Origin of the sequence: Paraburkholderia caffeinilytica (genome assembly GCF_003368325.1) — a bacterium.
GTDB classification, from domain to species: domain Bacteria; phylum Pseudomonadota; class Gammaproteobacteria; order Burkholderiales; family Burkholderiaceae; genus Paraburkholderia; species Paraburkholderia caffeinilytica.
On the sequence record NZ_CP031467.1, the window covers coordinates 3,734,634 to 3,761,617 of the forward strand.

General features: G+C 63.0%; 24 protein-coding genes. 16 read left to right on the forward strand and 8 right to left on the reverse strand.

All coding sequences use genetic code 11. The annotated features are described in order from the left end of the window. Positions 1-38: 38 nt before the first annotated feature. Entirely contained in the window at positions 39-770 is a 732-nt protein-coding gene (locus tag DSC91_RS32910) for a GntR family transcriptional regulator (protein ID WP_115782679.1), read from the reverse strand. Between the two features lie 199 nt (positions 771-969). Here DSC91_RS32910 and DSC91_RS32915 point away from each other — a divergent pair, with 199 nt between their 5' ends. The 5 genes from DSC91_RS32915 to DSC91_RS32935 all read left to right on the forward strand — a co-directional run bounded on the left by DSC91_RS32915 (position 970) and on the right by DSC91_RS32935 (position 6,434). Further along, positions 970-1,902, forward strand: a complete 933-nt coding sequence (locus DSC91_RS32915) for a VOC family protein (protein ID WP_167470536.1) — start codon at positions 970-972, stop codon at positions 1,900-1,902. 37 nt (positions 1,903-1,939) lie between these two features. After that, on the forward strand, positions 1,940-2,803 hold the full coding sequence (locus DSC91_RS32920) for a fumarylacetoacetate hydrolase family protein (RefSeq protein ID WP_115782680.1): 864 nt from the start codon (positions 1,940-1,942) through the stop codon (positions 2,801-2,803). A 44-nt stretch (positions 2,804-2,847) separates the two neighbouring features. Beyond that, positions 2,848-4,305, forward strand: a complete 1,458-nt coding sequence (locus DSC91_RS32925) for an aldehyde dehydrogenase (protein ID WP_115782681.1) — start codon at positions 2,848-2,850, stop codon at positions 4,303-4,305. Positions 4,306-4,334: 29 nt separating this feature from the next. Beyond that, positions 4,335-5,228, forward strand: a complete 894-nt coding sequence (locus tag DSC91_RS32930; RefSeq protein WP_115782682.1) for an acetoacetate decarboxylase family protein — start codon at positions 4,335-4,337, stop codon at positions 5,226-5,228. A 114-nt stretch (positions 5,229-5,342) separates the two neighbouring features. Then, complete coding sequence (locus DSC91_RS32935; RefSeq protein ID WP_115782683.1) at positions 5,343-6,434, forward strand: porin; 1,092 nt, start codon at positions 5,343-5,345, stop codon at positions 6,432-6,434. A gap of 371 nt (positions 6,435-6,805) precedes the next feature. Here the strand turns inward: DSC91_RS32935 and DSC91_RS32940 are convergent, their stop codons facing one another. The 6 genes from DSC91_RS32940 to DSC91_RS32965 all read right to left on the reverse strand — a co-directional run bounded on the left by DSC91_RS32940 (position 6,806) and on the right by DSC91_RS32965 (position 11,947). Further along, entirely contained in the window at positions 6,806-7,819 is a 1,014-nt protein-coding gene (locus DSC91_RS32940; protein ID WP_229758109.1) for a porin, read from the reverse strand. An 88-nt stretch (positions 7,820-7,907) separates the two neighbouring features. Continuing rightward, entirely contained in the window at positions 7,908-8,963 is a 1,056-nt protein-coding gene (locus DSC91_RS32945) for a beta/alpha barrel domain-containing protein (RefSeq protein ID WP_115782685.1), read from the reverse strand. Next, positions 8,960-9,808, reverse strand: a complete 849-nt coding sequence (locus DSC91_RS32950) for an IclR family transcriptional regulator (RefSeq protein WP_115782686.1) — start codon at positions 9,806-9,808, stop codon at positions 8,960-8,962. Before DSC91_RS32950 ends, DSC91_RS32945 begins: the two co-directional genes overlap by 4 nt. Before the next feature lie 32 nt (positions 9,809-9,840). Further along, positions 9,841-10,773 carry a DUF6282 family protein gene (locus DSC91_RS32955; protein WP_115782687.1) on the reverse strand — a complete coding sequence of 311 codons (933 nt, stop codon included), beginning with the start codon at positions 10,771-10,773 and terminating at the stop codon, positions 9,841-9,843. A gap of 11 nt (positions 10,774-10,784) precedes the next feature. Next, on the reverse strand, positions 10,785-11,549 hold the full coding sequence (locus tag DSC91_RS32960; RefSeq protein WP_115782688.1) for an HpcH/HpaI aldolase family protein: 765 nt from the start codon (positions 11,547-11,549) through the stop codon (positions 10,785-10,787). Further along, positions 11,546-11,947 carry a cupin domain-containing protein gene (locus tag DSC91_RS32965; protein WP_115782689.1) on the reverse strand — a complete coding sequence of 134 codons (402 nt, stop codon included), beginning with the start codon at positions 11,945-11,947 and terminating at the stop codon, positions 11,546-11,548. Before DSC91_RS32965 ends, DSC91_RS32960 begins: the two co-directional genes overlap by 4 nt. A 291-nt stretch (positions 11,948-12,238) precedes the next feature. Here DSC91_RS32965 and DSC91_RS32970 point away from each other — a divergent pair, with 291 nt between their 5' ends. The 3 genes from DSC91_RS32970 to DSC91_RS32980 all read left to right on the forward strand — a co-directional run bounded on the left by DSC91_RS32970 (position 12,239) and on the right by DSC91_RS32980 (position 16,770). After that, complete coding sequence (locus DSC91_RS32970; protein WP_115782690.1) at positions 12,239-13,675, forward strand: NAD-dependent succinate-semialdehyde dehydrogenase; 1,437 nt, start codon at positions 12,239-12,241, stop codon at positions 13,673-13,675. A gap of 11 nt (positions 13,676-13,686) precedes the next feature. Continuing rightward, positions 13,687-15,303, forward strand: coding sequence for a GMC family oxidoreductase (locus tag DSC91_RS32975; protein ID WP_115782691.1), 1,617 nt, complete (start codon positions 13,687-13,689; stop codon positions 15,301-15,303). Between the two features lie 117 nt (positions 15,304-15,420). Then, a complete protein-coding gene (locus tag DSC91_RS32980) occupies positions 15,421-16,770 on the forward strand; it encodes an MFS transporter (RefSeq protein ID WP_115782692.1) in 1,350 nt (449 codons plus the stop codon). 70 nt (positions 16,771-16,840) lie between these two features. Here the strand turns inward: DSC91_RS32980 and DSC91_RS32985 are convergent, their stop codons facing one another. Further along, positions 16,841-17,656: an IclR family transcriptional regulator gene (locus DSC91_RS32985; protein ID WP_115782693.1), complete on the reverse strand. Its 816-nt coding sequence runs from the start codon at positions 17,654-17,656 to the stop codon at positions 16,841-16,843. 276 nt (positions 17,657-17,932) lie between these two features. On the opposite strand from DSC91_RS32985, the gene DSC91_RS32990 reads away from it, so the two are divergent. From DSC91_RS32990 to DSC91_RS33025, 8 genes are all read left to right on the forward strand, one after another. Beyond that, positions 17,933-19,291, forward strand: a complete 1,359-nt coding sequence (locus tag DSC91_RS32990; RefSeq protein ID WP_115782694.1) for an aminotransferase — start codon at positions 17,933-17,935, stop codon at positions 19,289-19,291. A gap of 173 nt (positions 19,292-19,464) precedes the next feature. After that, complete coding sequence (locus DSC91_RS32995; protein ID WP_115782695.1) at positions 19,465-20,844, forward strand: MFS transporter; 1,380 nt, start codon at positions 19,465-19,467, stop codon at positions 20,842-20,844. Between the two features lie 13 nt (positions 20,845-20,857). After that, positions 20,858-21,874, forward strand: a complete 1,017-nt coding sequence (locus tag DSC91_RS33000; protein WP_115782696.1) for a histone deacetylase family protein — start codon at positions 20,858-20,860, stop codon at positions 21,872-21,874. A gap of 92 nt (positions 21,875-21,966) precedes the next feature. Next, positions 21,967-23,013, forward strand: a complete 1,047-nt coding sequence (locus DSC91_RS33005) for an ABC transporter substrate-binding protein (RefSeq protein WP_162831491.1) — start codon at positions 21,967-21,969, stop codon at positions 23,011-23,013. Between the two features lie 22 nt (positions 23,014-23,035). Further along, positions 23,036-24,106 carry an ABC transporter ATP-binding protein gene (locus tag DSC91_RS33010; RefSeq protein ID WP_115782698.1) on the forward strand — a complete coding sequence of 357 codons (1,071 nt, stop codon included), beginning with the start codon at positions 23,036-23,038 and terminating at the stop codon, positions 24,104-24,106. Further along, on the forward strand, positions 24,103-25,014 hold the full coding sequence (locus tag DSC91_RS33015) for an ABC transporter permease (RefSeq protein ID WP_115782699.1): 912 nt from the start codon (positions 24,103-24,105) through the stop codon (positions 25,012-25,014). Before DSC91_RS33010 ends, DSC91_RS33015 begins: the two co-directional genes overlap by 4 nt. A 7-nt stretch (positions 25,015-25,021) precedes the next feature. After that, on the forward strand, positions 25,022-25,828 hold the full coding sequence (locus DSC91_RS33020) for an ABC transporter permease (protein WP_229758108.1): 807 nt from the start codon (positions 25,022-25,024) through the stop codon (positions 25,826-25,828). Positions 25,829-25,932: 104 nt separating this feature from the next. Beyond that, positions 25,933-26,928, forward strand: coding sequence for a porin (locus DSC91_RS33025; RefSeq protein WP_229758107.1), 996 nt, complete (start codon positions 25,933-25,935; stop codon positions 26,926-26,928). The last annotated feature ends 56 nt before the right edge of the window (positions 26,929-26,984 follow it).

Consider the following 26,984-nt stretch of genomic DNA (forward strand, 5'->3'; position numbering starts at 1 on the left):
AGGGCGGAGCTGCGCCCTGCGGACTTAGCGCTCCCGCATCACGGGCTTTGCTTCTTGCGGACGCCGCGGCGTCCCGCACCGCCAGACGTCGCGTCGTCGTTGAAGGCGGCCTTCAGGATGATTCCCGTGGTCGCCCAGAAATGCTCGCCGAGCAGCCGGGTCGCGAGTTCGGCGTCGCGGGCCATCGCCGCATCCATCAACTCGCGATGTTCCTTCATCGCGTCACGGTTTTTCTCCGACGTGTGTTGCTCCGCCAGGTTGCGATAGCGCTCCGACTGGTCGTGTAGCAGGCGGCACAGGCGCAGCGTCCAGGGCGACGCGCATCCCGCCACGAGCGCCTCGTGAAACTGCCGGTGCACCGTCGCCCACGCTTCGTGCAGTTCTGGCGAGCTGGGCGGTGGCGTCCTCTGAAGACGGTGGAAGGCGGAGAGCACGTTGGATTCCCAGTCGACACTGCCGCGCGCGAGCGCCAGACGCAATGCGCCGCATTCCACCTCGACGCGCGTCTGCGTGAGGTCCATGAGGTCTTCGCGCGAAACCGGCGTGACGCAGAAGCCGCGCTGATCCTCGGAGTCGACGAGGCCGTCCGTCACAAGGCGCGAGAGCGCCTCACGGATGGCGGTCGCGCCAATGTCGTAGCGCTCGCTGAGCACCTGGATGCGCAGCCGTTCCGCCGGGCGCAATTGTCCGGAAAGGATATCCCCGCGTAAGCGGTCAACGGCAAGCGACGTCAGGCTTTTCCCGCCAGGAGATGACACGGTGTTTTGCATGAAATGAACGATTCCAGGGTGATGAGGCTTGCGACGATTCTCGCCTCGGCAATCCATGTTCGTCAAGATTATGGAATTCCCTATGTTTTATCGATTTTATTTTAGATAATCTTCGATTGTAGATTTTGTAGATTTTATCGGGTGCCGCGGCGCGACGCCGAAGCGGACGTCCCGGTTGACAGAAGAAGGAGACTCTTTCGTGATTACAGTGCAAGACATTGCCTTCGTGCGTTATCAGGTCACCGACCTCGATCGCATGGAGGGCTTTCTGCTCGACTTCGGCCTGCATCGGGCCGCGCGCACCGAAGGCGCGCTCTACATGCGTGCTGCGGGCACCGCCCATCACGCGCATGTGAGCGAACTGGGGGCGGGAAATGCGACCGTCGGCTTCGGACTTTATGCACGCGACGCGGCGGACCTGCAGCGTCTTGCTGCGCATCTCGGCGTGCCGGTGGAAGACAACCCCGAGCCGGGCGGCGGCTGTCGCGTGCGTTTTCGCGACCCGGACGGCTTCGTCATCGACGTTCTGCATGGCGATGCGCGGCACGCGCCTTTGCCCGTGCGTGAGCCGGTCGCGATGAACTTCGGCGGCACGCGGCAGCGTCTGGGGGAGACCGTGCGTCTGACGCCGCGCCCCAGCGCTGTCATGAGGCTCGGGCACGTTGCGCTTCAGGTCCGCGACTTTCCGGCAATGCTGGCGTTCTATCGCGACGTGCTGGGCTTTCGCGTTTCGGACACGTATTGGGCCGGCGCCGAGCAGAACACGATCGCCGCGTTCATGCACTGCGGACTCGGCGGCCAGTGGACGGACCACCATACGGTCGCCCTGATCGCCGCGCAGGACGGCCGCGCCCGCTTCGACCACGCCGCCTTCGAGGTGATGGATATCGACGACGTCATGCTCGGCGGCGAGTACCTGAGGTCGCGCGGTTACCAGCATTCCTGGGGCGTGGGCCGCCATGTCCAGGGCAGCCAGATCTTCGACTACTGGCGCGATCCGTTCGGAAACAAGATCGAGCATTGGACTGACGGCGACCTCGTCAACGACAGCACGCCGGTCGGGCATGCCCCGATGTCTCCCGACGAGTTGCGTCAATGGGCGCCGCCCTTGACGCCCGAATTCTTCGCATGAACCCCATTCCACGACTTTTTCCGTAGGAGCGCTCTGTATGAAACTTGCCCGCTACACCCTTGGCGGTGTCACTACCATCGGCGCCGTTGCCGGCGACCGCGTTGTCGCGTTGACGGAGCTCGACCCCTCGGCCCCCGGCACGATCCGCGAAGTGCTGGCAGCTGGGCCCGCATTGCTGGACCGTCTCGAGCGGGCGCTTGCCGATGCGCGCAGCGGTGTACCGCTTGCGGACGTGAAGCTCGAAGCGCCGATTCCCGATGCCCAGAAGTACCTCGCCATCGGCATGAACTATCACGATCACGCTGAAGAGGCCGCGCGTGCCGGCATACCGGTTCCGGCGCACCAGTTGTGGTTCAACAAGCAGGTGACCTGCATCAACGGGCCGTTCGATCCGATCTGCAAGCCCAAGGTGTCGGACAAGATGGACTACGAGGCGGAACTGGGCGTCGTGATCGGCAGGCGTTGCCGCTATGTGAGCGTCCAGGATGCCGCCAGCGTGGTGGGCGGCTACTTCGTCGCGAACGATGTGACCGCGCGCGACTGGCAGTTCAAAAGCCCGACCTTCACGCTGGGCAAGTCGTTCGACACTCACGGCCCGATCGGACCGTGGATCACCACCGCAGACGAGATTGCCGATCCTCACGCGTTGCAAATGAAGCTGTGGGTGAATGGCGAACTGCGCCAGAGCGCGAGCACGGGCGGCATGATCTACAACATCTGGGAGCAGATTCACGAGCTCTCGCAGGTGATGACGCTCGAGCCCGGCGATCTCATCGCCACGGGCACCTGCGCGAACGTGGGCATTGCGCTTGGCAAGTTTCTCCAGCCCGGCGATGTGGTTCGGGTCGAAATTGACCGGCTCGGTCATATCGAGAACACAGTCGCCGCCGAATCCGTTTGAACAGCAGATACGGCGCATTCCTTAAAAGACAGGAATCCATATAAATGGCATACGAAGTCAATTTGCTGATAGACGGAAGGGTGGTGCCGGCTTCGTCCGGCGCGACCTTTGAGCGCCGCAGTCCGCTTTCCGGCATAGCGGTATCGCATGCCGCCGCGGCCAGCGCGGAAGATGCAACGGCGGCGGTCGCCTCTGCGGCAACAGCGTTTCCGGGGTGGTCCGCTCTCGGTCCCGGCACACGACGAACCCTGCTGACGGCTGCGGCCGCCGCACTGGAGGCGAGGACCGCGCAGTTCGTCGCGGCGATGGCCGCCGAGACGGGCGCGAGCGCCGCATGGGCTGGCTTTAACGTGCAGGTCGCCACGGCCGCGTTGCTCGAAGCCGCGGCGCTCACTACCCAGGTGAGTGGCGAGGTGATCCCATCCGACGTGCCCGGCTGCCTTGCGCTGGCCATACGGCAGCCGGCCGGCGTGGTGCTTGGCATGGCGCCCTGGAACGCCCCCGTGATTCTCGGCGTGCGCGCGATCGCGGTGCCGCTTGCATGCGGCAACACGGTGGTGCTTAAAGGCTCAGAGCTCTGTCCGCACACGCATTGGCTGATCGCCGATGCGTTCCGGGACGCGGGCTTTCCGGCCGGTGCGGTCAATTTCGTCACTCATGCGGCTGCCGACGCAGCGGCAGTAGTTGAAGCGATGATCGGCCACGCGGCGGTGCGCCGCGTGAACTTCACCGGTTCGACGCGAGTGGGGCGCATCGTTGCGTCCACGTGCGCCAGATATCTGAAGCCGGTGGTGCTGGAACTTGGTGGCAAGGCGCCGCTCGTCGTGCTGGACGACGCGGATCTCGACGCCGCGGTGAACGGCGCGGCATTCGGCGCATTCGCCAACTCGGGACAGATTTGCATGTCGACCGAACGCATCATCGTCGACGAAACGATCGCCGATGAGTTCGCCGCACGGCTCGCGACGAAGGCTCGCGCGCTGCCGGTCGGCGATCCGCGCGGCGAGGAGCCCGTGGTGCTGGGATCGGTCATCGACATGAGCACCGTCGAGCGCTGCAACGAGCTCATCGACGATGCGCTGGCGAAGGGCGCAACTTTACTGTGCGGAGGCAAGGCCGAGAACACGCTGATGCCCGCGACGCTGCTCGATCATGTCACACCCGCAATGCGGATCTACAGCGAGGAATCCTTCGGCCCCGTCAAACCCATCGTGCGTGTACGGGGCGTGGAAGATGCAATCGCCTGCGCCAACGACAACGAGTACGGCTTGTCGGCAGCGGTATTCGGCCGCGACGTGGCCCGTGCTTTCGACGTGGCGAGGCGCATCGAGTCGGGCATCTGCCATGTCAACGGACCCACGGTGCACGACGAAGCGCAGATGCCTTTCGGCGGCGTGAAGGCAAGCGGCATGGGGCGCTTCGGCGGCCGGGCCGGCGCGCACGAGTTCACCGAGTTGCGCTGGATCACCATGCAGACCACCCCGCGTCACTACCCATTCTGACCTTTCGATCAAACAGAAGGAGCTATCCGATGACAGTTGAGTTCAAGCCCGGTGTGCGCTATCGCATGCCCGCAGTGTTCGGTCCCGCCCCCGGACCTCGCCAGAAAGCGGACGGCACGCCCTGGAAACCCGAGGAAACGGGCACCATGCACGCGCAATGGATGACGGTGAGCTACCTCACGCACCGCGCACAACTCGAGCGCATTCTGCCTCCGGGCTTCGAGCTGCGCGGCGAGCCTCACGTGCATGTTTCGCTCGCGTATTTCGACAACCTGTATTGGCTGGCGGGCAGAGGTTACGGCATTGCCATGGTCGAAGTGCCGGCCGTCTATGCAGGCAAAGACGAAACGATCGACGGCGCATTCTGCCCCGTCTTGTGGGAAGGCGTACCGGACGCGATTCTGACCGGGCGCGAGGAGTTGGGCTTTCCAAAGCTGTTCGCCGACATTCCCATGCTGCGTGTCGATCACGACGCGGGCGTGGCGGGCGGCGAGGCTTCATGGTTCGACTTCAGGTTCTTCGAGATCGAGCTCGAAGGTCTGACTGAGACCGGCGGCGAAAAAAAGCTTCCCGGACCGGGCGGTGCAGCGCTTTTCTACAAGTACATGCCGCGCACCGGAAGCTTCGGAAGCGGCGGCTGCGATATCGCCTACACGACGACGTCGCAGCCCGTGCAGCAGGCAGCGGGCGACGCCTCGCCGGTTAAATTCAGCGACGCGAACTTCAAGAGATGGAAGGGCAAGACCGGTGCCGTGAAATGGCACCGCGCGACGTTCGAACAACTGCCCACCACGTTTCATGTTGTCAATGGACTCGCGGACCTCGAAATTCTCGATTATGTGGGTGTCGAGATGGTCGAGTTCAGCGCACCGGGCACTGCGGTATCGGCCAATGTGATTCGCCCCGTCGAGCCGATACGCTGAAGCACGGGTTTGCTAGCGCGCCGATGCGCCGCGGTTTGGCGAAGAAACCCGGCGCACGGTTCGTCGCGCGAGCATTGTAGTTGGATCAATACTATTACTACGTTGGAGATAAAGATGCGTCGACGGATTTATGGTTTTCCATTAGGTATCCTGATGTGTTCGGCAGCGTATGCGCAAAGCAGTGTCACGATCTACGGCCTCATTGACGGTGGCATTTCGTACGTATCGAATCAGGGTGGGCATTCGGTCACGAAATTCGATGACGCGATCTATACACCGAACCTGCTCGGCATCGAGGGCACAGAGGATCTCGGCGGAGGAACCAGGGCCATCTTCAAGCTCGAGGATCAGTTCCAGCTCGGTACGGGGGGAATGCTTCAGCAGGGGATCTTCGGCCGCAATGCTTATGTCGGGCTGAAGAACGAGCGATTCGGCCAGTTGACTTTGGGGAACGTGTACGACTTCATGTCCATTTCGCTGACGCAGAAAGGAGACAGTCCGAGTGTGTTCTCTGGCGGGCTGTACAGTTTCGCCGCCGGGCCCTTTCAAAAACTCGGTATTCCGCAGAACGCGACCGGCTGGTTCGACTGGAGTAGAACCAGCGGCATTCCGATGAATAACTCCGTGAAATACGAGTCACCGGTTTTTGCAGGGGTTTCCTTCGGTGCGTTGTATGCGCCGGGCGGCGTGGCGGGATCGTTTGGTTCGAATTCGGCCATGAGTTTTGGCGTGAATTATGGGGCCGGGCCGTTCGGCCTTGGCGCGGCCTACACGGAGAAAAAATATCCCGGCTCGTCCGGCGGGTCGCCGCAGATCCCGATCCGGAACTGGGGAATCGGCGCGCACTACGTTCTTGGCGCGATCTACATGGTTGCAGACATCGTAACCGTCCGCAATCTGTTGTCCGGCGCCGGCGCGTGGGCCGCACAGGCCGGCGCCAGTTGGCATATCACGCCCGCATGGTCGCTCGGCGCGAGCTATATGTATATGAAAGGCAACGAGGTCCTCGACGACAACCACGCGCATCAGATAGGTGCAACGATGAATTACTCATTGTCCAAGCGAACGATGGTGTATGTCGAAGGCATCTATCAACGCGCCAACTCGGGAGCACAGGCTGCGATCAACGGGATCATGGAGTCCTCGGGATCTTCGAGCAACGCTTCTCAGGCGATTGCGCGAATTGGGGTCCATACTGTGTTCTGACATGCGGGGCAGGCGGGCGCTCGTGGCGATTTGCAACCGCCGTTGCCCGCGATAGCTCGCTAACTTCGCATTGGAGAGTAGCTATGGCCAAGCAGGCAGTCTTCATACTCAACAAATTGCTGCTGAGGATACCGACATTTACTCCTCGGACGGCCTTGTCTGATACCGTCAAATCAGTCTGACGGTATCGGCTAAATGGTCGCCCCCGCCGCGAGACTCTGGTCATCCGCCGATCCGATGCTGCCGTTGCTTAAGCCCTGCGACGCCTGGCACCTCTTCCTTCGATGTCGATAGAATTGGACACCTGATCTCGCTACCGCCCTCATCGACGCTTCAGAACTGATCGCCTCAGTCTGACCGCTCAACGCCCTCTAGAACGCCTGAACGATTCCAACCTGTAAGCCCTTGGCAGCCGCACCCGGGTAGGCAAGCGCAAGCCCCGCATTGGCGGCGCCAGCCAGACGATATTGCGCGCGGCGTCGATTGTCCAGCCACGAGAGCGCCGTGTAAACGCTCGTGCGTTTGGACAGCGAGTAGTTGAACATTGCGCTGTACTGGGCGGCTTCATTGCTGCCGTTGCGATCCTGCAAGAATGTATAGCCCAGCGCAACATAGGCGAACGGCGAGAAACTCCAGCGGCCCGAGACTTCGTAGCTGCGGATGTCGATACGTAGATCGTCCCAACTGGCCGAAGCGTAGCCTGCGTAAAGCCGCACCGCGCCGAAGTCGTACGAGCCGCCGGCGAAGGTAGAGCGTTCGGTACTGGTTGCAGTGGCATTGCGAACGCCCTGCATGGCGTACACAGCGGAGATCGCCTGGTTGTCATAGGTCAGCGCGAACTGGTAATTCGATCCGCCTGAGCGAAAGCCGCCAGCATCGCCGAGACCAATATAGCCACTCGCCTGAAAGCCAGCAATTTTCGGCGAAAAGTATGAGACGGTGTTGCTCGTGCGGTAGGTGTACACACTCAGGTTATTGATACCCGAGGCCTGAGTCGCGCCGCCGAACGCGTCGAGCCGGCCCTCATTGAGGAACAGCAGTGAATTCTGCCGCCCTGCGCGCACGCTCCCCCAGTTTCCCGAAGCGCCGATCCACGCCTGGCGGTTGAACATCGAACCAGGCGTGGCGAACGTGCCATCGTTCGAATTGAAGCCATTCTCCAGCGTGAAGTCGATCTTGTTGCCGCCACCCATGTCTTCCGATCCGCGAAAACCAATGCGTGTGCCGTACTGGCCACTGCTGTTCATCGCGGCAGTGTAGCCGTTGCCCGTATTCACGTATTGAACGAAGGTATCGACAATGCCGTACATCGTGACGGACGATTGCGCGTGTGCGGTAGACGCAATCAGGAATGGTAGCGCGAGTAGTGGGGAAAAGTGTTTCAAGTTGTCTCCAGCGATTTTTTAGTATAGGAATGCGAAATATAAAAAACCATGACATCCATAGTGGGCCATGGCGTGGATCAGCGGTGAATCAGTCGGTGGTGGGCGAGAATTGCGTCCAATGTCCTGGGCGGCTCGTTTGTTGCTGATAGGTTTCGACGCAATCGGCCGCAAGTCCAAGCACCTGCTCGGCGCGCTGTCCGCGCCCGCCGAGGTAGGCGTCGAGTTCGGCGATGGCATCGCTCAGTGCTGCGTAGCCGCGGGTGAGTACCGCAGAGGTCATTTCGGTCGCGGCCGCGCCGGCTAGCAGGAAGCGTGCGACATCGAGCCCGTTGCGCGCGCCATTCGTCGCGATGAGAGGAAACGTCGTGCCCACGCGGCGCCGCGTGAGCGAGATCCAGCGTGCCGTGAGCGGCAGCGCCCAGCCGCCGCCGACTGCGGCGTTCGTGCCGAGCACAGGACGTTGCGTGTCGAGATCGGGCAGGAAACCCATGAAGCGGCCCATCAGAATGACGGCGTCCGCGCCGCCCGCCTGCGCGGCAACCGCGATTCCCGCGACGTCTTCGCTCTGGCCGGTCAGCTTGATCCATAACGGCAGCGTCGTGCTCGCGCGTAGCCGCGCGACGATGCGGGTAATGCGCTCGGCGTCGCGCTCCAGCCGGATCGCCCCTTGTGCCGCTTCCTCTCCGTGCGGCGCGCCGATGTTCACTTCGAGCACGCGCAGCCCAGCCTGCTCGATCTGCGCGGCAAAGCGCGCGCATTGCTCGAGATCGCTCAGAATCAGGCTCGGAATCACGTAGCTGTCGCTTGCGCGCGCCTCGCGATCGAGCGCGGCAAGCTCGTCGACCCAACCGTCGAAGCTGCGTTGCAGGAGGCCCGAGCGACAAAAGAGCGTGGCGTCCTGCGAGTCCGCTTCATGCCACTTCACCGGATTCCAGTGCCCGTCGAGCAGCGCGTAGTCAGTGCGGTCGAGCTGATCTTTAGCGGCTTGCGACTCGTTCGTCGATTTGGCGACAACCGCGCCCGCGCCATGGCGCAGTGCGGCGCGAATGGCGTCGCCGGTCATCGTATGCTCACCGGCGCCACAGATCACGGGGTTCTTGAGGGCGAGCGCGCCAACGCGGCTCTCCAGTCGGTTGCTTGTCATGCTTTGGGCTTGTTCCCTTTCTTGCGATGCGCCGCGAGCGTGTGTTCATACGCATCGCCGTTCATGCGTGCGCTGAGTGCGGCGGCGGCGGTCTGGACGTGCTGGAGCATCGTCGGGTCGGGCGGCGACACGACCTCGCCGCTCGATCCCACGATACCGATCGTACCCAGCACCACGTTGTTCATGCCGAAGATCGGGCAGCACAGCGCGTTGATGCCGAACGTCACTTCGCCGTCCGCGTCATCGTAGAGGCGTGCGCGAATCAGTTTCAGACGGGCGGCGAGCTCGGCAGGGTCGGTCATCGTGTTCGGCGTAAGCCGCAGCATCTTGCGACGCATCACGCGCTGCTGACTCGCTTCGTCGGCGAACGCGAGCACGATACGGCCCTGTGCCGAGCAATAGGGCTGCACGCGATTGCCCGGCTTCACCGAAATGCACACGTTCGCTTTCGACTCGACCGTCGCGACGACCAGTGCCGTGTCGTTCGTCGCGACCGAAAGCAGGGCGGTCTGGCCCGTCGCGTCGCGAATCTGCGTGAGATACGGATCGGCGAGCGTGCGCAAGTCGAACTGCTCACTGGCGGCCGCACCGTAAATCACAAGCCGTGCGCCGAGCCGGTACTTCTCGCTGACCGGATCCTGCTCCACCACGCCGAGCTGGCGCAGCGAAGCGAGATGCCGGTACACCCGTGGCTTCGGTTCCTCGACGATCTGCGCGAGCTCGGTCACGCCCATTGGCCGGCGCGCCGACGACATCTCGTCGAGCAGCCTGAATACGATCCCGACCGATTCCAGCACGGCCGGACCTTCGCTCGCTTCCTGAATGCCTGCCTTCTGTGTTGCCATTGATTGATTCTCCGGTTGTGGCCCGGGGCGGTTCAGATTCCCATCAGCCGGGCGGCGTTGCCTGACGTCATTTTACGGATGTCCGCCTCGCTGTAGCCAATGTCGAGCGCCGTGCGTATCACGCTGCGGAACCCGTCACCGATGGTCGGGTTGCCTTTCTGTCCCAGATCGGAGCCGAGAATCGTCAGATCGACCGTGCCTGCCTCGATCACCTGACCGAGGAAATCGGGATCGTAGAACTTGAATTTCGAGCCCGGCACCCACATGCACATCGAGTGTTCCATAAAGACACTTTCGCTCGCGAGCTGACGCATATGATCGAGTGTGGCGTCGACGACGTAAGTTGGGTGGTTCACGAGCAGACGTTTCACGCCGCGTTTGCGGGCTTCCTCGAACAGCGGAAAGATCTCGGCAATGTTGAGGTGGCCGCCCGAGAGCACGACATCCGCTTCGGCGATCAGGTCGAGAATCGCAAGCACTTCGTCCTTGAGCTTGCCGTCGTCGTCGAGCACCGTGAGCGGAATCGGCTGTAGCATGCGCTGCGTCGTCTGGGGAAATTTCTGGTCGAACTGCTTGTCCTGATGATGGTGCGCGATGTGGTTCTTCGACGAGAACGTGGGCATCCACACGAGATTCGCGCCGAGCTTCAGGCCGTGCTCGACTGCGTGCACGTTCAGACCGCCGACTGCATTGTTAAGCGGTACGCCCGAGAGCACCTGCACGCCGGAGTCGGCGAAATGCCTGTTGAGCAGATACGAAACCGGTGTGCACGAGTAGTAGTGATCCTTCAGCAGCACGGCCCTGAGACCGGCAGCGGATGCTTCGCGGATCGCCTCGACGTGATCGAGATAGCGGGCCATTACGGACGGCCCGCTATGGCAATGCAGATCGATCGCTCCTTGCATGAGGCGGTCGATTTGCGTGTCCTGTTCAGTCTTGTCGAGTTCAAGCGTGGTGTCGTTCATGGGAATTCCTTTCAGAGTGCGGCGCGCACGGCCTGTGCGGCCTGACGCCAACCGGCGCGCATCATGGACTGATCCGAGCCGATAATAAAAAACGAGGCGCCCGCAGCGCGCCATTCGGGCACGCTCGCGACATCGCCGAGAAAGAGGCCGCCGGCCTTGCCGGCGCCGCTGGCCGAGCCGAGCGCGGCGCGGGTGGCTTCGGCTACGGTGGAGTCGTCGAGATCGAAAGTGCGCAGCGAGACCGAGAGGTCGGCGCGCCCGACGAACAGGCAATCGACCCCGTCCACGGCCGCGATGGCATCGAGATGCGCGAGTGCATCCTCGTCCTCGATCTGGCAGATCACGCTCACCGCTTCGTCTTGCCGCGCGATGTGCTCGCGCATCGGCACGGCGCCGTAATTGCCGGCACGCGCCGAGTTCGAGAAGCCGCGCACGCCGCGGGCATAACGCGTGCAGGCGACGATTTCGGCGGCTTGCGCGGCGCTCTTCACGTGCGGCACGAGAACGCCTTCTGCCCCCATGTCGAGCACTTGCAGCAGCGTGGCGGCGCGCGTATCCGGTACGCGCACAAGGCCCGCCAAGCCCGCGGCGCGGCACGCCATCAGGCAGGCGTCGAGGTCGGCGGCGCTGAACGCTGCGTGTTCCGCATCGATCACGACCGCGTCGAGACCCGCCGCGCCCGCCACTTCCACGGGTTGATAGTGGCCGGTCTTGATGAATGAACTGACGAGCAGTGAGCCCGAACGCAGGCGACTGCGGAACGTTTCAGCGCTCACGCCGATTCCCCCGTCTGGGCGGGCGATTTTGCAAACTCGCTCGCCTGGTAATCGACCAGATGACGATAGTCTTCCCGCAGCGGCGCGAATACGTCGAGATTCAGCACGACTTCGCCGCCGATCGGCTCCGCGTAGTGCATGACGTGCGGCGGGATGCGGATCATCGTGCCGGGGCCGCCTTCGATCACGTCGTCACCGAGATGAAAGCGCACGCGACCCTGCACGATCAACACGAGCTGCTCAAACGTGTGGCTGTGCGGGAACACCTGCATGCCGGGCGTGAGCCAGTTCATCACGCACATGACGTCGTCACCGCGGAAGCCCACGCGTTCAACACCCTTGCGCACCACCTCGCGCGGCAGATCGTTCCAGTTGTGAAGCAGATCCTGGTAGTTCATCGGAGCTTGTCCCCTGCAAGTTGGAGTAGCGCGCATTACGGTTTTTGCGCTCGCTACCGTTTCGATTGAAAGAACATATTTTCGATGGAGAGAATCGTAGATCGTGTTCCGTGCAACGGTCAAGCAGTCTTGTTCGCAAAAGACGCCGGGATTTCCACCTGGTGGCAAGTGCTTGACATGGTTCGAATCCTACGTCTAGGATGTGTCGTTGAAAAGAACATGGTTTCTTTCAAGAAAACACGGCATCTAATGAAGAACGGTGGTCGGAAGACCCCGCAACCAGGACGCAAGATGATTTTGAATACTCCTTTACTGATCGACGGCACGTGGCGCGCCGGCACCCATGCGCAGCGTGCAACGGTGCGTGACCCCGCGACAGGCGCGGCGCTGGGCGAACTCTCACTCGCAAGCGAACAGGACATGGTTCTCGCGCTCGAAGCGGCAAAGCGCGGATTCGACATCTGGCGCAAGACCTCGGCGTATGAGCGTGCGAAAGTGCTGGGCCGGGCCGCCGACCTGCTGCGCGAGCGTGCTGAGACGATCGCGCAACTGATTACGATGGAGCAGGGCAAGCCGCTTGCCGAGGCGCGGATGGAAGCGGGCGGCGCGGGCGATCACGTCGACTGGTATGCGGAAGAAGGGCGGCGCGCTTATGGCCGGGTGATCCCGCCGCGCCAGCGCGGCGCGCGTCAGATTGTCCTGCGCGAGCCGGTCGGGCCGGTCGCGGCGTTCAGCCCGTGGAACTTTCCGGTCTCGCAGCTTGTGCGCAAGATCGCGGGTGCGCTAGCGGCAGGCTGCTCGATTATCGCGAAGGGACCGGAAGAAACGCCGTCGTCCTGCATTGAAATGTGCCGCGCGTTTCATGACGCGGGCGTGCCTGCTGGCGCGCTGAACCTGCTGTTCGGTGTGCCCGCCGAGGTCTCGTCGTTTCTGATCCGCTCGGACGTGATCCGCAAGGTGTCATTCACGGGCTCGGTGCCGGTTGGCCGCTCACTCGGCGCACTTGCCGCGCAGCACCTGAAGCGCTGCACCCTCGAACTGGGCGGCCACGCACCGTTCATTGTCTGCGACGACGCGGACATCGCGGCGGCCGCTGCACTCGGTTCGGGCCTGAAGTTCCGGAATGCGGGCCAGGTGTGTGCCTCGCCGACGCGCTTTTTCGTGCAGTCCGGCGTCTATGACGCGTTCGTCAGCGCGTTCTCCAGCCAGACCGCGCAGCTCGTGGTCGGCGCGGGTGCGGCGGTTGAGACGCAAATGGGCCCGCTCGCGCACGCACGCCGCGTCGACGCAATGGCCGGGTTCGTCGCCGACGCGCGCGAATGCGGTGCGACGGTGCAGGTGGGCGGCGAGCGCGTTGCGGGCACAGACGGCTTCTTCTTCCAGCCGACCGTGCTCACCGACGTGCCCGACCACGCACGCGTGATGCGTGAGGAACCGTTCGGCCCGATTGCAACGGTGCTGCGCTTCGACACGCTCGACGAAGTCATCGCGCGGGCCAACGCGTTGCCGTATGGGCTCGCCGCCTTCGCGTTCACGCGTTCGATCGCCACGGCCACGCGTCTTGCCGACGATCTCGAGTGCGGCATGGTTTCGATCAACCACTTTGGCCTCGCCGCACCCGAAACGCCGTTCGGTGGCTGGAAAGATAGTGGCTATGGCAGCGAGGGCGGCAGCGAAGGGCTTGATGCCTACCTGCAACCGAAGTTCGTCAGCCAGATCGGCGTCTGACCGGGAACGCGATGGAGACGTTCGACTACATCGTGGCGGGTGGCGGCTCCGGCGGCTGCACGGTCGCAAGCCGTCTCGTCGAGGCGGGCTGCAGCGTCCTGCTGCTGGAAGCCGGCCCGCGCGACAATCATCCGTTCATCCACATTCCGGGCACCTTCATTCGCGTGCACGGCACGCGCCGCACCTGGATGTACCGTACGGACGCGCAGGCGCACGTGAACGGCCGCGAGGTGTTCATCCCGCAGGGGCGCACGCTCGGCGGCGGCAGTTCCGTGAACGCGATGATTTACATCCGCGGCCAGCAACAGGATTACGACGATTGGGCTGCGGCGGGCGCGAAGGGGTGGAGTTGGGCCGATGTGCTGCCGGTGTTTCGCCGCGCCGAAGGCAACCGGCGTCTGGGTGCGCCGCTGCATGGCACTGACGGTCCGCTGAAGGTCAGCGACGGCACGCATCGCCATCCGCTGAGCGTCGCGTTCGTGAACGCAGCAATGGAAGCGGGTGTGCCCTATACGGAAGATTTCAATGGCGCGGCCCAGGAGGGCGTCGGCTACTACCAGACCACGACCGACGCAGGGCGCCGTTGCAGTGCCGCCGTGGCGTATCTGGGCCGCGTGCGCGAGCGGCGCAACCTCAGCGTGCGCACCGGCATGGAGGTCGAGCGGCTCGTCTTCGAGGGGCGCCGTGCGGTGGGCGTGATCGTGCGTGCCGACGACGGCAGCCGTCACGAATTCCGCTGCCGTGAAGAGGTCGTACTGAGCGCGGGCGCGCTCGCCACGCCGAAGATCCTGATGCATTCCGGTGTGGGCGATGGGGTGCATCTGCGCGAACTCGGGCTTGGCGTGCTGCACGATCTGCCCGGCGTCGGGCGCAACTTTCAGGACCACCTCGCGGCGTCGGTCTATGCGCGTACGCGCGAGCCGATAAGCCTGCTTGGACACGATCGCGGCATGAAGGCGTTGCGGCATGGCCTGCAGTATGTCACCGCGCGGCGCGGCCTGCTGACGTCGAACGTGATCGAGAGTGGGGCTTTCGTCGATGCGACCGGCTGCGGGCGTCCCGATGTGCAGTTCCACGTCGTGCCCACACTGGTTGGCGACGTCGACCGCGCGCCGCCCGAAGGCCATGGTCTCTCGCTGAATCCGTGCGCGTTGCGCCCGAAGTCGCGCGGCACGCTGCGCCTGCGCAGCGCCGACCCGCACGACGGCTTTGCACTCGACGCAGGTTTCCTCTCCGACGACGACGATCTGCGCGTGCTGGTGGCAGGCGTGCGTTTCGCCCGACGTATCATGCGCGCGCCTTCGCTGGCCTGGTATCTCGACGGCATGCTGATGCTCCCCAATCTCGACGATGACGCGATTCCGCAGCAGGTCTACGAGGACTACGTGCGCTCGGTGGCGAAAACGGTATTTCATCCGGTCGGCACTTGCCGGATGGGCGCCGATCCGCTCGCGGTTGTCTCGCCTGAACTGCAGGTGCGTGGGCTGGATGGACTGTGTATCGGCGATGCCTCGGTCATGCCGCTGATTGTGAGCGGCAATACCAACGCGCCGACCATCATGATCGGCGAACGTTGCGCCGACTTCATGCACGCGCGGCGGCAAGCACGCGTGCGGCGCGCGGCCTGATACGAGACGCGGAACGGACGCGGCCGGAGAGCCGCGCCGCCTGCGGCAATGAGCCATCGCTCATTGCGCAATACCTTCAACACCAATAACAGCACACTATGCAGTCCAGGAGACACCATGAATCTGCTTTCCCGCTCGACGTTCGAGTCCGCGCGCGACTGGGCGCTCTATAACCGGATCGCCCGCCGCATCCTGCCGTTCCTGTTCGTTCTGTACATCATTTCGTTTCTCGATCGCGTCAACGTCGGTTTCGCCAAGCTGCAGATGGCCGCCGACATCGGTCTGAGCGATACCGCGTTCGGCTTCGGCGCGGGCGTGTTCTTCATCGGCTACTGCCTGTGCGAGATTCCCAGTAACCTGATGCTGCAGCGCCTGGGCGCGAAATTCTGGATCGCGCGCATCATGGTTTTATGGGGAATCGTGTCGTCTTGCATGCTGTTCGTGCATTCTCCGAATTCGTTCTACGTGCTGCGCTTCCTGCTCGGTATTACCGAAGCAGGGTTTTATCCGGGCATCGTGCTGTATCTCACGTACTGGTTTCCGGCTTACGCGCGATCTCAGGCGATGGCGTATTTCAATCTTGGCATCGCACTCGCCGGCGTGCTCGGCAGTCCGCTTTCGGGCTGGATCATGCAGACTTTCGCGGGCGTGTGGGGACTCGCCGGCTGGCAGTGGCTGTTCCTGCTCGAAGGATCGCCTGCGATTCTGTTCGGCGTCGTCACGTACTTCTATCTCGACAACGGCCCGGGCAAAGTCCACTGGCTGAGCGCCGAGGACAATGCACGCGTGACCGGGCAACTGACGGCAGAGCGTGCGTCGAGCGAACGCGACGGCGCGCGCCACGATTTTCGCGCGGCGTTCTCGAACGTCGGCATCTGGTGTCTGATTGTCACGAATTTCACGCTGCTGTGCGGCACATATGGCGTGTCGTTCTGGATGCCGCAGATCGTGAAGAACCTCGGTATCCGCAACCTCATCACGACGGGCCTGCTCGCCGCCGTGCCGTTCGCCGTGGCCGCGGTCGTGATGATCATTGTGAGCAAGCACTCGGACCGTACCAAGGAGCGCCGCTGGCACGGCACGATTGCCACGCTGCTGTCGGCGGGCGGCCTCGCGTTCAGTGCCTGTTTTCACGCGCAGCCGTGGCTCTCGTTAATCGGCCTGAGCGTGGCGATGGCGGGAGGGCTTTCCGCGTTCTGCGTGCTGTGGGCGCTCCCGGGCATTCTGCTGACCGGCCAGGCCGCCGCTGCCGCGATCGCTCTGATGGCGATGATCGGCAATCTGGGCGGCTATGCGAGCCCATTTCTGATCGGCTGGCTGCGCGACCGCACCGGGCACCTCGAAAGTGGACTCTATGCGCTGGCCGCGGCGACGCTCGTCGGCGCGATTACGATGGCATGCGTGCCGCAACTGCGGCAGCGTCGGCGCGCGTCGGGGAACGCAAGGTTCGGCGATACGCCGGTTTGAGTTGACTCCGTGAGTCGACTCCGTGCTTCGGCTCGACCGTCTCGCAAGCGCGGATGCGCTCGCGAGGCATTCAGGTTTTAGCCGGCCGGCCGGTTTGCGCCTGTTGCAGATCGCTGCCCTTGTAACCGAGATTCCACGAGATGCGCAGGGCGGTGCGCACGAGTGGATCGACGATGGCCGCAGGCGGCGCTTTCGGAATGTACTGGATGCTGCCCACGAGTGCGAGCGCGCCGACCGCGCACGCCGTGCTGTCGAGGATCGGCGCCGCGACCGCGCTGATGCCAAGCGTTTCCACTTCGAAGGCGACGGCGTAGCCTCGCTCGCGTGTCTTGCGCACGATGGCGTCGAGTTCGGTCTGCGCCGTGACGGTGTGCGGCGTGAATGCCTTTAACTCCTGCTTCTTCAATTGCGCGCGCAGCTCCGCATGACCGAACGCGAGCGCGACATAGCCCTGCGCGTTGGCGTGCAGCGCGAGGCTCGTGCCGGGCCGCACACCGATCTCGAGCGCGGCTTTGCCGACCACCGTAGCGAGCACGGTCAGCTCGCGCGCACTGAGCCCGGAAAGCACGACCGACATTCCCAGCTCTTCGCGCAACTCGCGCATGGACGTTTCCGCCGCGCCCAGCAGGTCGATGCGCGAGGCCGCGGCCCGGCTCAGCAGATACGCCTTCATGCCCGGACGATAGCGCGACGTCGCCGGATTCTGCGCCAGATAGCCCAGTTCCAGCAGCGTCTGCAGATGGCGAAAGACCGTGGCCTTGGTCGTTTTCAACTGCACCGCCAGTTCGCTCACACCGATCTCGTCGGGGGCGCCGACGACGCCCTCCAGAATGTCGAACGTCATTTGCACCGACTTGACGCCGCTCTTGGTTTTTTCCTCGTCCATCTTTAGATCATCCCTTCGCGCCGCGCCTTTGCGCGTACGCCAATGCCTGTTTCGTGAAGGCCGCCGCCCAGCGTGAAACGGCGGCCATTTTGCCATGCACATATATCACATCGGCTCTGCCGGCGGGCAGAGCGATCAGCCTCCAAAGCGGGTTCGCGCTGCGTGATGCTGTCACGGAAGCAGAAACATTTTTGTGCCGCTATTAGAAACATGGTAACGTAAAGCGAAACGACGGGTGATCAACCCAATCCCTTATTTCCTGTCACGGAGACTCCAATGAGCACGTTGAACCAACTCGATATCGACCACCATCTGCATCCGCAGACAAATCTGCGTCAGCATGAAGAAGTAGGACCCCTGATCATTGAGTCAGGCGACGGCCCTTATGTCGTCGATACAGACGGCAACCGCTATTTCGAAGGCATGTCGGGACTCTGGTGCGCTTCGCTCGGCTTCAGCGAAAAGCGTCTGGCCGACGCCGCGCACCGGCAGATGTCGAAGCTGCCGTATCAGCAGACGTTCGCGCATCGCAGCAGCCGGCCCGTTATCGAGCTCGCCGCGCGCCTGCTCGAACGCGCACCCGTGCCGATGTCCAAGGTGATGTTCCAGAGTTCGGGCTCCGAGGCGATCGACACGGCGATCAAGCTCGTCTGGTATTACCAGGCAGCCTCGGGGCGGCCTGGCAAGCGCAAGATCATCGGCCGCCGGCGCGGCTATCACGGCACGACAGTCGCCGCCGCAAGCCTCACTGGCTTGCCGAACATGCAGACGGGGTGGGGCCTGCCCCTGCCGGACATGCTGCACGTGACCTGTCCGCATTTCTATCGGGAAGGCCGCGCAGGCGAAACCGAGCAGGCATTCAGCGCGCGGCTTGTTACCGAACTCGAACAACTGATCCTCGCGGAAGGCGCGCAGAACATCGGCGCGTTCTTTGCCGAGCCGGTCATGGGCACGGGCGGTGTGGTCGTGCCGCCGCAAGGCTACTTCGAGGGCGTCCAGGCCGTGCTGCGCAAGCACGACATTCTGTTTATTGTCGATGAGGTGATTTGCGGCTTCGGGCGCACCGGCCATTATTGGGGCTCACAGGCGTTCGGCCTCGTGCCCGACATGCTGGCGTGCGCGAAGGGCCTGTCGTCGGCGTATCAGCCGATTTCGGCGCTCATGCTCAGCGACACGCTTTATCAGGCCATTGCGAGCCAGACGAACGCGCTCGGCGGCTTCGGCCACGGCTTCACTTACGGCGGTCATCCGGTGGCGGCGGCGGTCGCACTCGAAACGCTCCATCTGTATGACGAATATCGGATTCTGGAGCGCGTCGCGGCCACGGGTGCGTTGCTGCAGGCCGGTCTGCACCAGTTGGCGGAGCATCCGCTGGTGGGAGAGGCACGCGGCATTGGCCTGATGGGCGCGCTCGAACTCGTTGCCGACAAGGACACGCGCGCGCCGTTCGATCCGCAATTGCAGGTGCCCAAGCGCGTGACGGACGCGTTGCAGCGGCGCGGCTTCCTGTTGCGGGCGCTTGGCGCCTCGGTGCTGTTCGCCCCGCCGCTGATCAGCACGCCGGCGCAGATCGGAACACTGCTGGCGGCGGTGCGGGAGTGTCTCGACGAAACAGTGCGCGGGCTCCACGATTGAGCGATGTGGCAAGAACCGATTGACACGGTGTTTTTGTCAACAGACGATGGATCACGTAGAGAAACGATGTAACGCCTATCGAAACGATGGGCGGATGACTCAGACGGTGACTTTGACGCCGTGCGCGCGTGCCACATCGTGCGTGAGCGCCCCCAACTACCCATGGTAATCGCATGAAACTTTTGAGCCGCGCCGGCTTTGAACGCGACCGGGACGATGCGCTGTACAACCGGATTGCGTCGAAGCTGCTTCCGTACCTCGTTCTGCTTCTCGTCGTGTCGTTCGTCGACCGGGTCAACGTCGGTTTCGCCAAACTGGAGATGGCGGGCGACATCGGCCTGAGTGACCTCGCGTATGGCACAGGCGCGGGCCTGTTCTTTCTCGGCTATTGCGCCTTTGAGATTCCCGCGAACCTCATTCTCCAGCGTGTGGGCGCGCGCCGCTGGCTCGGTGCAATCATGCTCGTATGGGGCGTGATTTCGGCAGGCATGGCGTTCGTCGCCAACACCCACCAGTTCTACGCGATGCGCGTGCTGCTCGGCATCGCCGAAGCGGGCTGCTATCCCGGTGTCATGCTCTATATGACGTACTGGTTCCCCGCGCGTTTGCGTTCACAGGTGTGCGCCATTTTTTTCCTCGGGTTGACCTTCGGCGGCATGCTGGGCGGTCCGCTCTCCGGTTGGATCCTGCAGACGGTGCCGCAATGGGGCGGCCTGCATGGCTGGCAGTGGCTCTTCATCATGGAGGCGTTGCCTGCAGTCGCGCTCGCGTTCTTCACGTTCGCGTGGCTGCCGAACGATCCGCTCGACGCGAGCTGGCTTAGTGCCGAAGAGCGGCGTTACGTGCACGCGTCGGCGCGCGGCGCAGACGGTGCGCAAACCGCTGCAGTACTGCCTGGCCGCGTGGTGGACGCGCTGTGCAGTCCTACGGTCTGGCTGATGGCGCTAGCAAACTTTGCGCTTCTCGGCGGGGCGTATGGCGTGAGCTTCTGGTTGCCGCAGATTATCCGTAGCGCGGGGATCGCGAATCTCCTGCATGTCGGCCTTCTATCCGCGCTGCCGTACGTGTTCTCGGGTGCCTGCATGGTGCTTGTGGCGCGGCATTCGGATCGTTCGCAGGAGCGCCGCTGGCATTCGATTCTTCCGATGCTGCTGTCGGTCGTCGGTTTCTGGCTGGCGGGTGCGACTTCGGGGCACCTTGCTTGGGGGCTGATCGGCCTGATCCTCGCGGTAGTTGGCGCGCAGACCTCGTCGGGCGTACTGTGGTCGGTGCCCGCGACGCTGTTCTCGGGCTCCGCGGCGGGCACAGCGCTGGCGATGGTGACGATGGGTGGAAACCTCGGCGGTTATGCGATTCCCTACATGATTGGTTACGCGCGCACCCTCGCCGGCGGTTTCGCGCCGGGCTTCTATGTCCTGTGCGCAGTGCAGGTTCTCGGCATCGCAGCGCTGCTGCTGGTCCCGTCGAACCGGTTCAGGATGAGCGACGTGTCGCGAGATACGCGCGCATTATCGTCAGACATGAATGCCGCATCGCCCCGCAACGTCGCATAAGGACAAACAGACAATGAAAGTCTTTTATTGCGAGAGCCAGCGCGAGCACGATCCCGGACCGGTTGTCGTGCACGGCCGCACGACCGCCTATACCGAGCAATCTGCGCGCGCCGACGTGCTGCTCGCGGCCGCGCTCGCCGCGGGCTGCGTGGCGCACGTTCCCGACGATTTCGGATTGAGTTCAGTAGAACCAGTGCACACGGCGCGCTATCTCGACTTCCTGCGCGATGGACTCGATACGTGGCGGCGCGCCACCGGCGTCGCGGGTCCGATGGTGCCAAGCTTTCATCCGTTCGGTGAGGCGAGTGTGTATCCGGATTCGATTGTCGGCCGTTGCGGGTTTCATGTCGCGGATACGACGTCACCCATCTCGGATGGCAGCTGGCGCGCAATCTTGCGCAGCGCACACGCGGCGCATCACGCGGCGCGCGCGGTGCTCGACGGCGATGCCGTGGCCTACGCGTTGTGCCGGCCGCCCGGGCATCACGCGGAGCGCGAGCGCGCCGGTGGATTCTGCTACGTGAATAACGTGGCGGTTGCCGTCGAGCAGTTGCGCACACGCTTTCGGCGCATCGCGATAGTGGATGTCGACGTGCATCACGGCAACGGACAACAGAGCATCTATTATGCCGACCCTGACGTGCTGACGATCTCGCTGCACGTTGATCCTGTCGTGGCGTATCCGTTTTTCAGCGGCGGGGAATCCGAGCGCGGCACTGGCGCGGCGCTTGGATGCAACCACAATTACCCGATGCCGAAAGGCACAACCGACGGTTTATACCTGGCGGCACTCGATGTGGCTTGCGCCGAGATCGCCGGGTTCGCACCTGAGGCGCTTGTTGTGGCACTCGGCCTCGATGCATCGAAGCACGACCCGTTTGCGTATTTCCAGATCACGGAGAGGGGTTTTTCCCGCATCGGTGCGCGCCTCGCGAAACTGCGCTTGCCTACCGTGCTCGTGCAGGAAGGGGGCTATCTTGCGCCTGATCTGGGCGAAAACCTGCGCGGCTTTCTTCGAGCCTGGTTCTAGCATCACGATCTGGCGCCATTCATGCCGAACAGTCCAGTGAATTAGTCTGATTAATATGTAATCCAAACCAAATGTATCGCAAGGAGTCGGAGATGAAGAAAATGACATGGTCGGCCGCGGCGGCATCCGTGCTGATGCTCGCCACCACGGCCGGCGCGGCGCTGGCAGGCGAGACGGTGACCTTTGCCGGGTACGGAGGCGCGTATCAGAAGGGCATCGTCGAGGCGCTCGCGCAACCTGCGGCGGCTCGGCTCGGATTGTCGCTAGCGCAAAACACCACACCGGGTCTCACTGCGGTGCGCGTGCAGGTGCAGTCCGGCAGTCCCGCGTGGGACATCGTGAATCTTGGTTCGGATGAGTGCGCGGCGGGCAGTACGCAAAATCTTTTCGAGCCGCTCGATTACCGGCAGATCAAGACCGACGGCATGGCGCCGAACGCCTGGGCGAAGGACTGGATTGCGAGCAACTACTACAGCGTCGTGCTCGCGTATCGCAAAGACAAGTATCCGGGTAATCCGCCTCGTACGTGGCAGGACTTCTGGAACGTCAGCAAGTTTCCGGGTCGCCGCGCGATGTCCGACGCACCGATCGAGTCGCTTGAAATCGCGCTGCTCGCCGACGGTGTCCAACCAGACAAGCTTTATCCGCTCGATATGGATCGCGCCACCCAGTCGATCCAGAAACTCAAGCCCGCCGTGAGTGTCTGGTGGTCAAGCGGCGCTCAATCGGCGCAACTGATCGAAAGCGGTGAAGTCGACATGGAGATGATCTGGGGTAGCCGCCTCACGCCCGTGTTGCACGACAACGCGCCGGTCGCGTATTCGAACACTGAGACCATTCTGGGCATGGGCTGTCTCGCGATTCCGAAGGGCGCGCGGCACGTGGCTGAGGCGCAGAAGATGATCGCGCTGATGATGTCGCCTGAGTACCAGGCGAACATCCCGCACGCGCTCGAAGGCTACGGCCCGGCCAACGCGCGCGCGTTCGACGTGAAGCAGTTCTCGCCACAGGAGTTGGCCGAACTCAACTCCAGTCCACAAAACCTCAAGAACGCGGTGAAGATCGACGGCCGCTGGTGGGGCACCGGCGACAACCAGAAAACAGCCACCGCGCGTTACAAGGCCGCGATTTCTCGTTGAGGCGACGATACAGGTGCAGACAATGAAGGCGACAGTTTCGATCAGGAACGTCAGCAAGTCGTATGGTGCGACGACGGTGCTCGACAACGTTTCACTCGACATCGGCGCGGGCGAATTCCTCACCCTGCTCGGTCCGTCCGGCAGCGGCAAGACGACTTTGCTGATGGTGCTGGCCGGATTTACGCGAGCGAGTTCTGGCTCGATCAGGGTGGCCGGCGTTGAGTTGCTGACGATGCCGCCACATCGGCGCGACGTCGGCATGGTATTTCAGAACTACGCGCTCTTTCCGCATATGAACGTAGCCGAGAACATTGGCTATCCGCTCAAGCTGAGAGGCGTCGACGGTGCGACGCGACGCCGGCGCGTCGAAGAAATGCTCGACGTGGTGCAACTCACGGGATTTGGCGGGCGCAGCATCACCGCGCTTTCGGGCGGCCAGCGGCAGCGTATCGCACTGGCACGCGCGTTGATCTTCGAGCCTCGCATCCTGTTGCTCGACGAACCGCTTTCGGCACTCGACAAACAGTTGCGCGATCGCATGCAGATCGAGATCCGGCGGCTGCACGAACGCTTCGGCACCACGACGATCAATGTCACGCACGACCAGCAGGAAGCGCTGACGATGTCCGATCGCATCGCCGTCGTCAACGGCGGCGCGCTCGCGCAGGTCGGCACGCCTGAGGAGATCTACCGGCAGCCGCGCAATCGCTTCGTCGCGCAGTTTATGGGCGAGACCTGCATGGTGCCGCTACGCCGCGATGCACGCGCGGCCTGGTTCGGCGACACGTGCATTGCTGCAGCACCTGCGTGGACGAGCGAGGCGGATGGCCTGTGGATGGCGCTGCGCCCGGAATCGCTGAGCATCGTCGAGAAGGCCGACGCCGATAACCTGTGCTTCGACGCTGTGGTAAAGGATCAGGTCTACCGCGGCGACGCGCAGATCGTCTATGCAGACCTCGCCGAAGGCCACGAAGTGAAGGTCCTGATGCCGCCCGGTGTTTCGCTTGCCGAGCGGCGGCGGTTCGCACCGGGCGATCGTGTCAAGGTCGGCCTGCCGCGCGAAGCACTCGTATTGGTCGGGGAGGGCGCGTGAATCTCACCTCGAACGAAACCGCCATCGTCGGCCGACGCCAGCGCGAAAACGAAGTTGCGCTGCGACGCCTCGAAATCGCCGGACGTCTGCGGATGGTTTTGCTGGGCATGCCGGGGCTCGCCATCGTCGGCTTGCTGCTGGTGATTCCTTTCGCCTGGCTTGTCGAAAAGTCGCTGCAGAGCGATACCGGACAATGGTCGCTGGCCAACTATATGGCCCTCCTTGATCCGGTGTCCCTGCACTCGATCGTGACGACGCTCGAGGTCTCGCTCGCGGTCACGCTCGGCGCGGCGCTGATCGGCTATCCGGTCGCTTATCTGATTTCGCAGTTGCCGCGCCGTATCGCAGGCGTGCTGCTCGTGGCCGTGGTGCTGCCGTACTGGACCTCGACGCTCGTGCGCACTTACTCGTGGCTTGTGCTTCTGCAGCGCAACGGTGTGGTGAACGACCTGCTGGTCGGCAACGGTCTGATCGCATCGCCCCTCCATCTGGTGAACAATTTCGCGGGCGTTGTGATCGGCATGGTTCATGTTATGACGCCCGTGTTGATCATGCCGCTCTATAGCGTGATGCGTGCGATCGACCCGAGCCTCGTAAGAGCTGCCGCGAACTGCGGTGCGTCGCCGCGCGCCGCATTCTGGCAGGTATTCTTTCCGCAGACGCTTACGGGGCTCGCGGCGGGCATCGTCATGGTGTTCGTGATCTCGCTCGGCTATTACGTGACACCGGCCCTGCTTGGTGGTGGCAACGTCAATGTAATGGCGATGCAGATCCAGACCACGCTCGCCACCGAGGGTGACTGGGGGCTCGTGAGTGCGTTCGGCGTAGTACTCGTGCTGATCGCGCTGTTTGCGTCGTGGCTGGTGCAACGCATCTGTCGCGCGGTCACGCCACGGGAGGGCCATTGAGATGCAAATGATTGCCACTGATACGCAGATCACGCACGCGCAGCGAGCATGGCTCTATTTCTTGGGCGCATTGGTGCTGGCGTTTCTGGTCGTGCCATGCCTGCTCGTCATTCCGATGTCATTTTCAGCAGAGAGCTTCCTGCACTTTCCGCCGCACCACTTGAGTCTGCGCTGGTATCGCAGTTTTTTCGCCTCGGATGACTGGCTGCGTGGTGCATGGGTCTCGCTGGAAGTGGCGCTCGCCACTGTGGTGTTCGCCACGGTGCTCGGCACCGCGGGTGCGTACGCGATACGTCACCTCGGCGGCAAATTCGGCGGTGCCGTGCGCGCGGTTTTCATGCTGCCGATGATCGCGCCCGTCATTCTGATCGCAGTTGGCGTGTTTTTCGTCTATGCGCGGCTCGGCCTGAACAACTCGCTTACCGGGCTCGTGCTTGCCCATACGCTGCTCGCGTTGCCGTATGTGGTGATCACGGTGAGCGCCGGGCTCGAAACCTGCGATCTCACCCACGAGATGGTGGCACGCAGTCTGGGCGCGGGGCGCATGCGCGCGTTCTTTGAGATCACGCTGCCGCAAATCGCACCGTCGATCTATTCGTCGCTGTTGTTCTCGTTCATGACGTCTTTCGACGAAACGGTGATTGTGCTGTTCATCTCGGGCGGCGACACGTCGACGTTGACGCGTCTGATGTTCGAGAATATCCGCGATCAGCAGGACCCGACGATCGCTGCGATCTCCACGCTGCTCATTCTGATTTCGACGGCGGCGCTCGTCGGCGCGCAGTGGCTGTCGAGGAAAAAAATTAATACCTGACGTCCCTGGCCGGCCGCGAGAGACGGTCGGTCATTTTTTTATTCCGCTGTATTCCAACCACTCGCTTACTACTTATTTTCATCATGAAACTTAGGACTACATTTTTGTTACTTGCAGCCTGTTACGCGAGCGTCGCCCATGCGCAATCGAGTCTCACGCTGTACGGAATCGTTGACGAGTTCGTGCAGTACGTCAACACGGGCAACGGCTACACGGCGGCGATGGGGTCGAGCGGTCAATGGGCGAGCCGTTTCGGGTTGCGCGGCAAGGAGGATCTTGGTGACGGATATACAGTCAACTTCGTGCTCGAAAATGGTTTCCTGCCAACCACTGGCGCATTCGCGACTGCGGGCAGCCTGTTCAACCGCCAGGCGTGGATCGGTTTGTCCAGTGACTGGGGGCAGGTGCGCGTGGGCCGGCAGAATTCGCCACTTTTCATCGACGAAGGCCGGATGGACGCATTCGGCGCGGTCACGCAGGCCTCGGGACTCGACAACATCACGACCTACGGCATCCGCACGAGCAACACGATTTCGTATCTCACGCCGTCGTTTCATGGGCTGAAGGGCAGCGTCTATGTCGGTCTCGGCAATGCAGGCGGTTTGCGCGGCACGGGTGCGAGCTATCAGTTCGACGTCACCTACGATCAAGGACCGTTTTCCGCATTCGTGGCCGGGCAGGCACTGCGCAACACGGATGGCGCACCGACCGATCGCACGATTCTCTCGGGTATTTCATACGCTATCGGCAAGTTCACGATCTATGGCGCGTACACATGGGCGAAGTGGGACGAACTGGCGCTGGATGCGAACACCTACGGCGTGTCGGTCGGGTACACGATCAATCCGTTCAACTATGTTGCGCTCGGATGGGCACAGTTGACGGATCGGACGTCTGCGGGCAACGGCGCGCGCCAGTTCAGCGTGATGTACAACCACGATGTCTCGAAGCGCACCAGTCTCTACGCTGCCGCGTCGTTTCTGCAGAATCGCGGGCAGGCCAGCTATACGCTGGCCGGCGCTGCGAATGCCGGGCTCGCGCTGGCCTATCCCGGTGCGGAGGCGCGCGGCGTCCAGATCGGTCTCGTACATCGCTTCTGATCGGTGTATCCGTAGCGCCCGCGCGGAAGTCCAGGGTTTGCGGATGGAGGTGGGGT

Coding starts and splice junctions, on each gene's coding strand:
- DSC91_RS32985 (WP_115782693.1), bottom strand. CDS start 17,656: ATGGACGAGGAAAAAACCAAGAGCGGCGTCAAGTCGGTGCAAATGACG.
- DSC91_RS33000 (WP_115782696.1), top strand. CDS start 20,858: ATGAAAGTCTTTTATTGCGAGAGCCAGCGCGAGCACGATCCCGGACCG.
- DSC91_RS32925 (WP_115782681.1), top strand. CDS start 2,848: ATGGCATACGAAGTCAATTTGCTGATAGACGGAAGGGTGGTGCCGGCT.
- DSC91_RS33010 (WP_115782698.1), top strand. CDS start 23,036: ATGAAGGCGACAGTTTCGATCAGGAACGTCAGCAAGTCGTATGGTGCG.
- DSC91_RS32955 (WP_115782687.1), bottom strand. CDS start 10,773: ATGAACGACACCACGCTTGAACTCGACAAGACTGAACAGGACACGCAA.
- DSC91_RS33005 (WP_162831491.1), top strand. CDS start 21,967: ATGAAGAAAATGACATGGTCGGCCGCGGCGGCATCCGTGCTGATGCTC.
- DSC91_RS32990 (WP_115782694.1), top strand. CDS start 17,933: ATGAGCACGTTGAACCAACTCGATATCGACCACCATCTGCATCCGCAG.
- DSC91_RS32920 (WP_115782680.1), top strand. CDS start 1,940: ATGAAACTTGCCCGCTACACCCTTGGCGGTGTCACTACCATCGGCGCC.
- DSC91_RS32950 (WP_115782686.1), bottom strand. CDS start 9,808: ATGGCAACACAGAAGGCAGGCATTCAGGAAGCGAGCGAAGGTCCGGCC.
- DSC91_RS32935 (WP_115782683.1), top strand. CDS start 5,343: ATGCGTCGACGGATTTATGGTTTTCCATTAGGTATCCTGATGTGTTCG.
- DSC91_RS32970 (WP_115782690.1), top strand. CDS start 12,239: ATGATTTTGAATACTCCTTTACTGATCGACGGCACGTGGCGCGCCGGC.
- DSC91_RS33020 (WP_229758108.1), top strand. CDS start 25,022: ATGATTGCCACTGATACGCAGATCACGCACGCGCAGCGAGCATGGCTC.
- DSC91_RS32980 (WP_115782692.1), top strand. CDS start 15,421: ATGAATCTGCTTTCCCGCTCGACGTTCGAGTCCGCGCGCGACTGGGCG.
- DSC91_RS32995 (WP_115782695.1), top strand. CDS start 19,465: ATGAAACTTTTGAGCCGCGCCGGCTTTGAACGCGACCGGGACGATGCG.
- DSC91_RS32910 (WP_115782679.1), bottom strand. CDS start 770: ATGCAAAACACCGTGTCATCTCCTGGCGGGAAAAGCCTGACGTCGCTT.
- DSC91_RS32975 (WP_115782691.1), top strand. CDS start 13,687: ATGGAGACGTTCGACTACATCGTGGCGGGTGGCGGCTCCGGCGGCTGC.
- DSC91_RS32965 (WP_115782689.1), bottom strand. CDS start 11,947: ATGAACTACCAGGATCTGCTTCACAACTGGAACGATCTGCCGCGCGAG.
- DSC91_RS32945 (WP_115782685.1), bottom strand. CDS start 8,963: ATGACAAGCAACCGACTGGAGAGCCGCGTTGGCGCGCTCGCCCTCAAG.
- DSC91_RS32930 (WP_115782682.1), top strand. CDS start 4,335: ATGACAGTTGAGTTCAAGCCCGGTGTGCGCTATCGCATGCCCGCAGTG.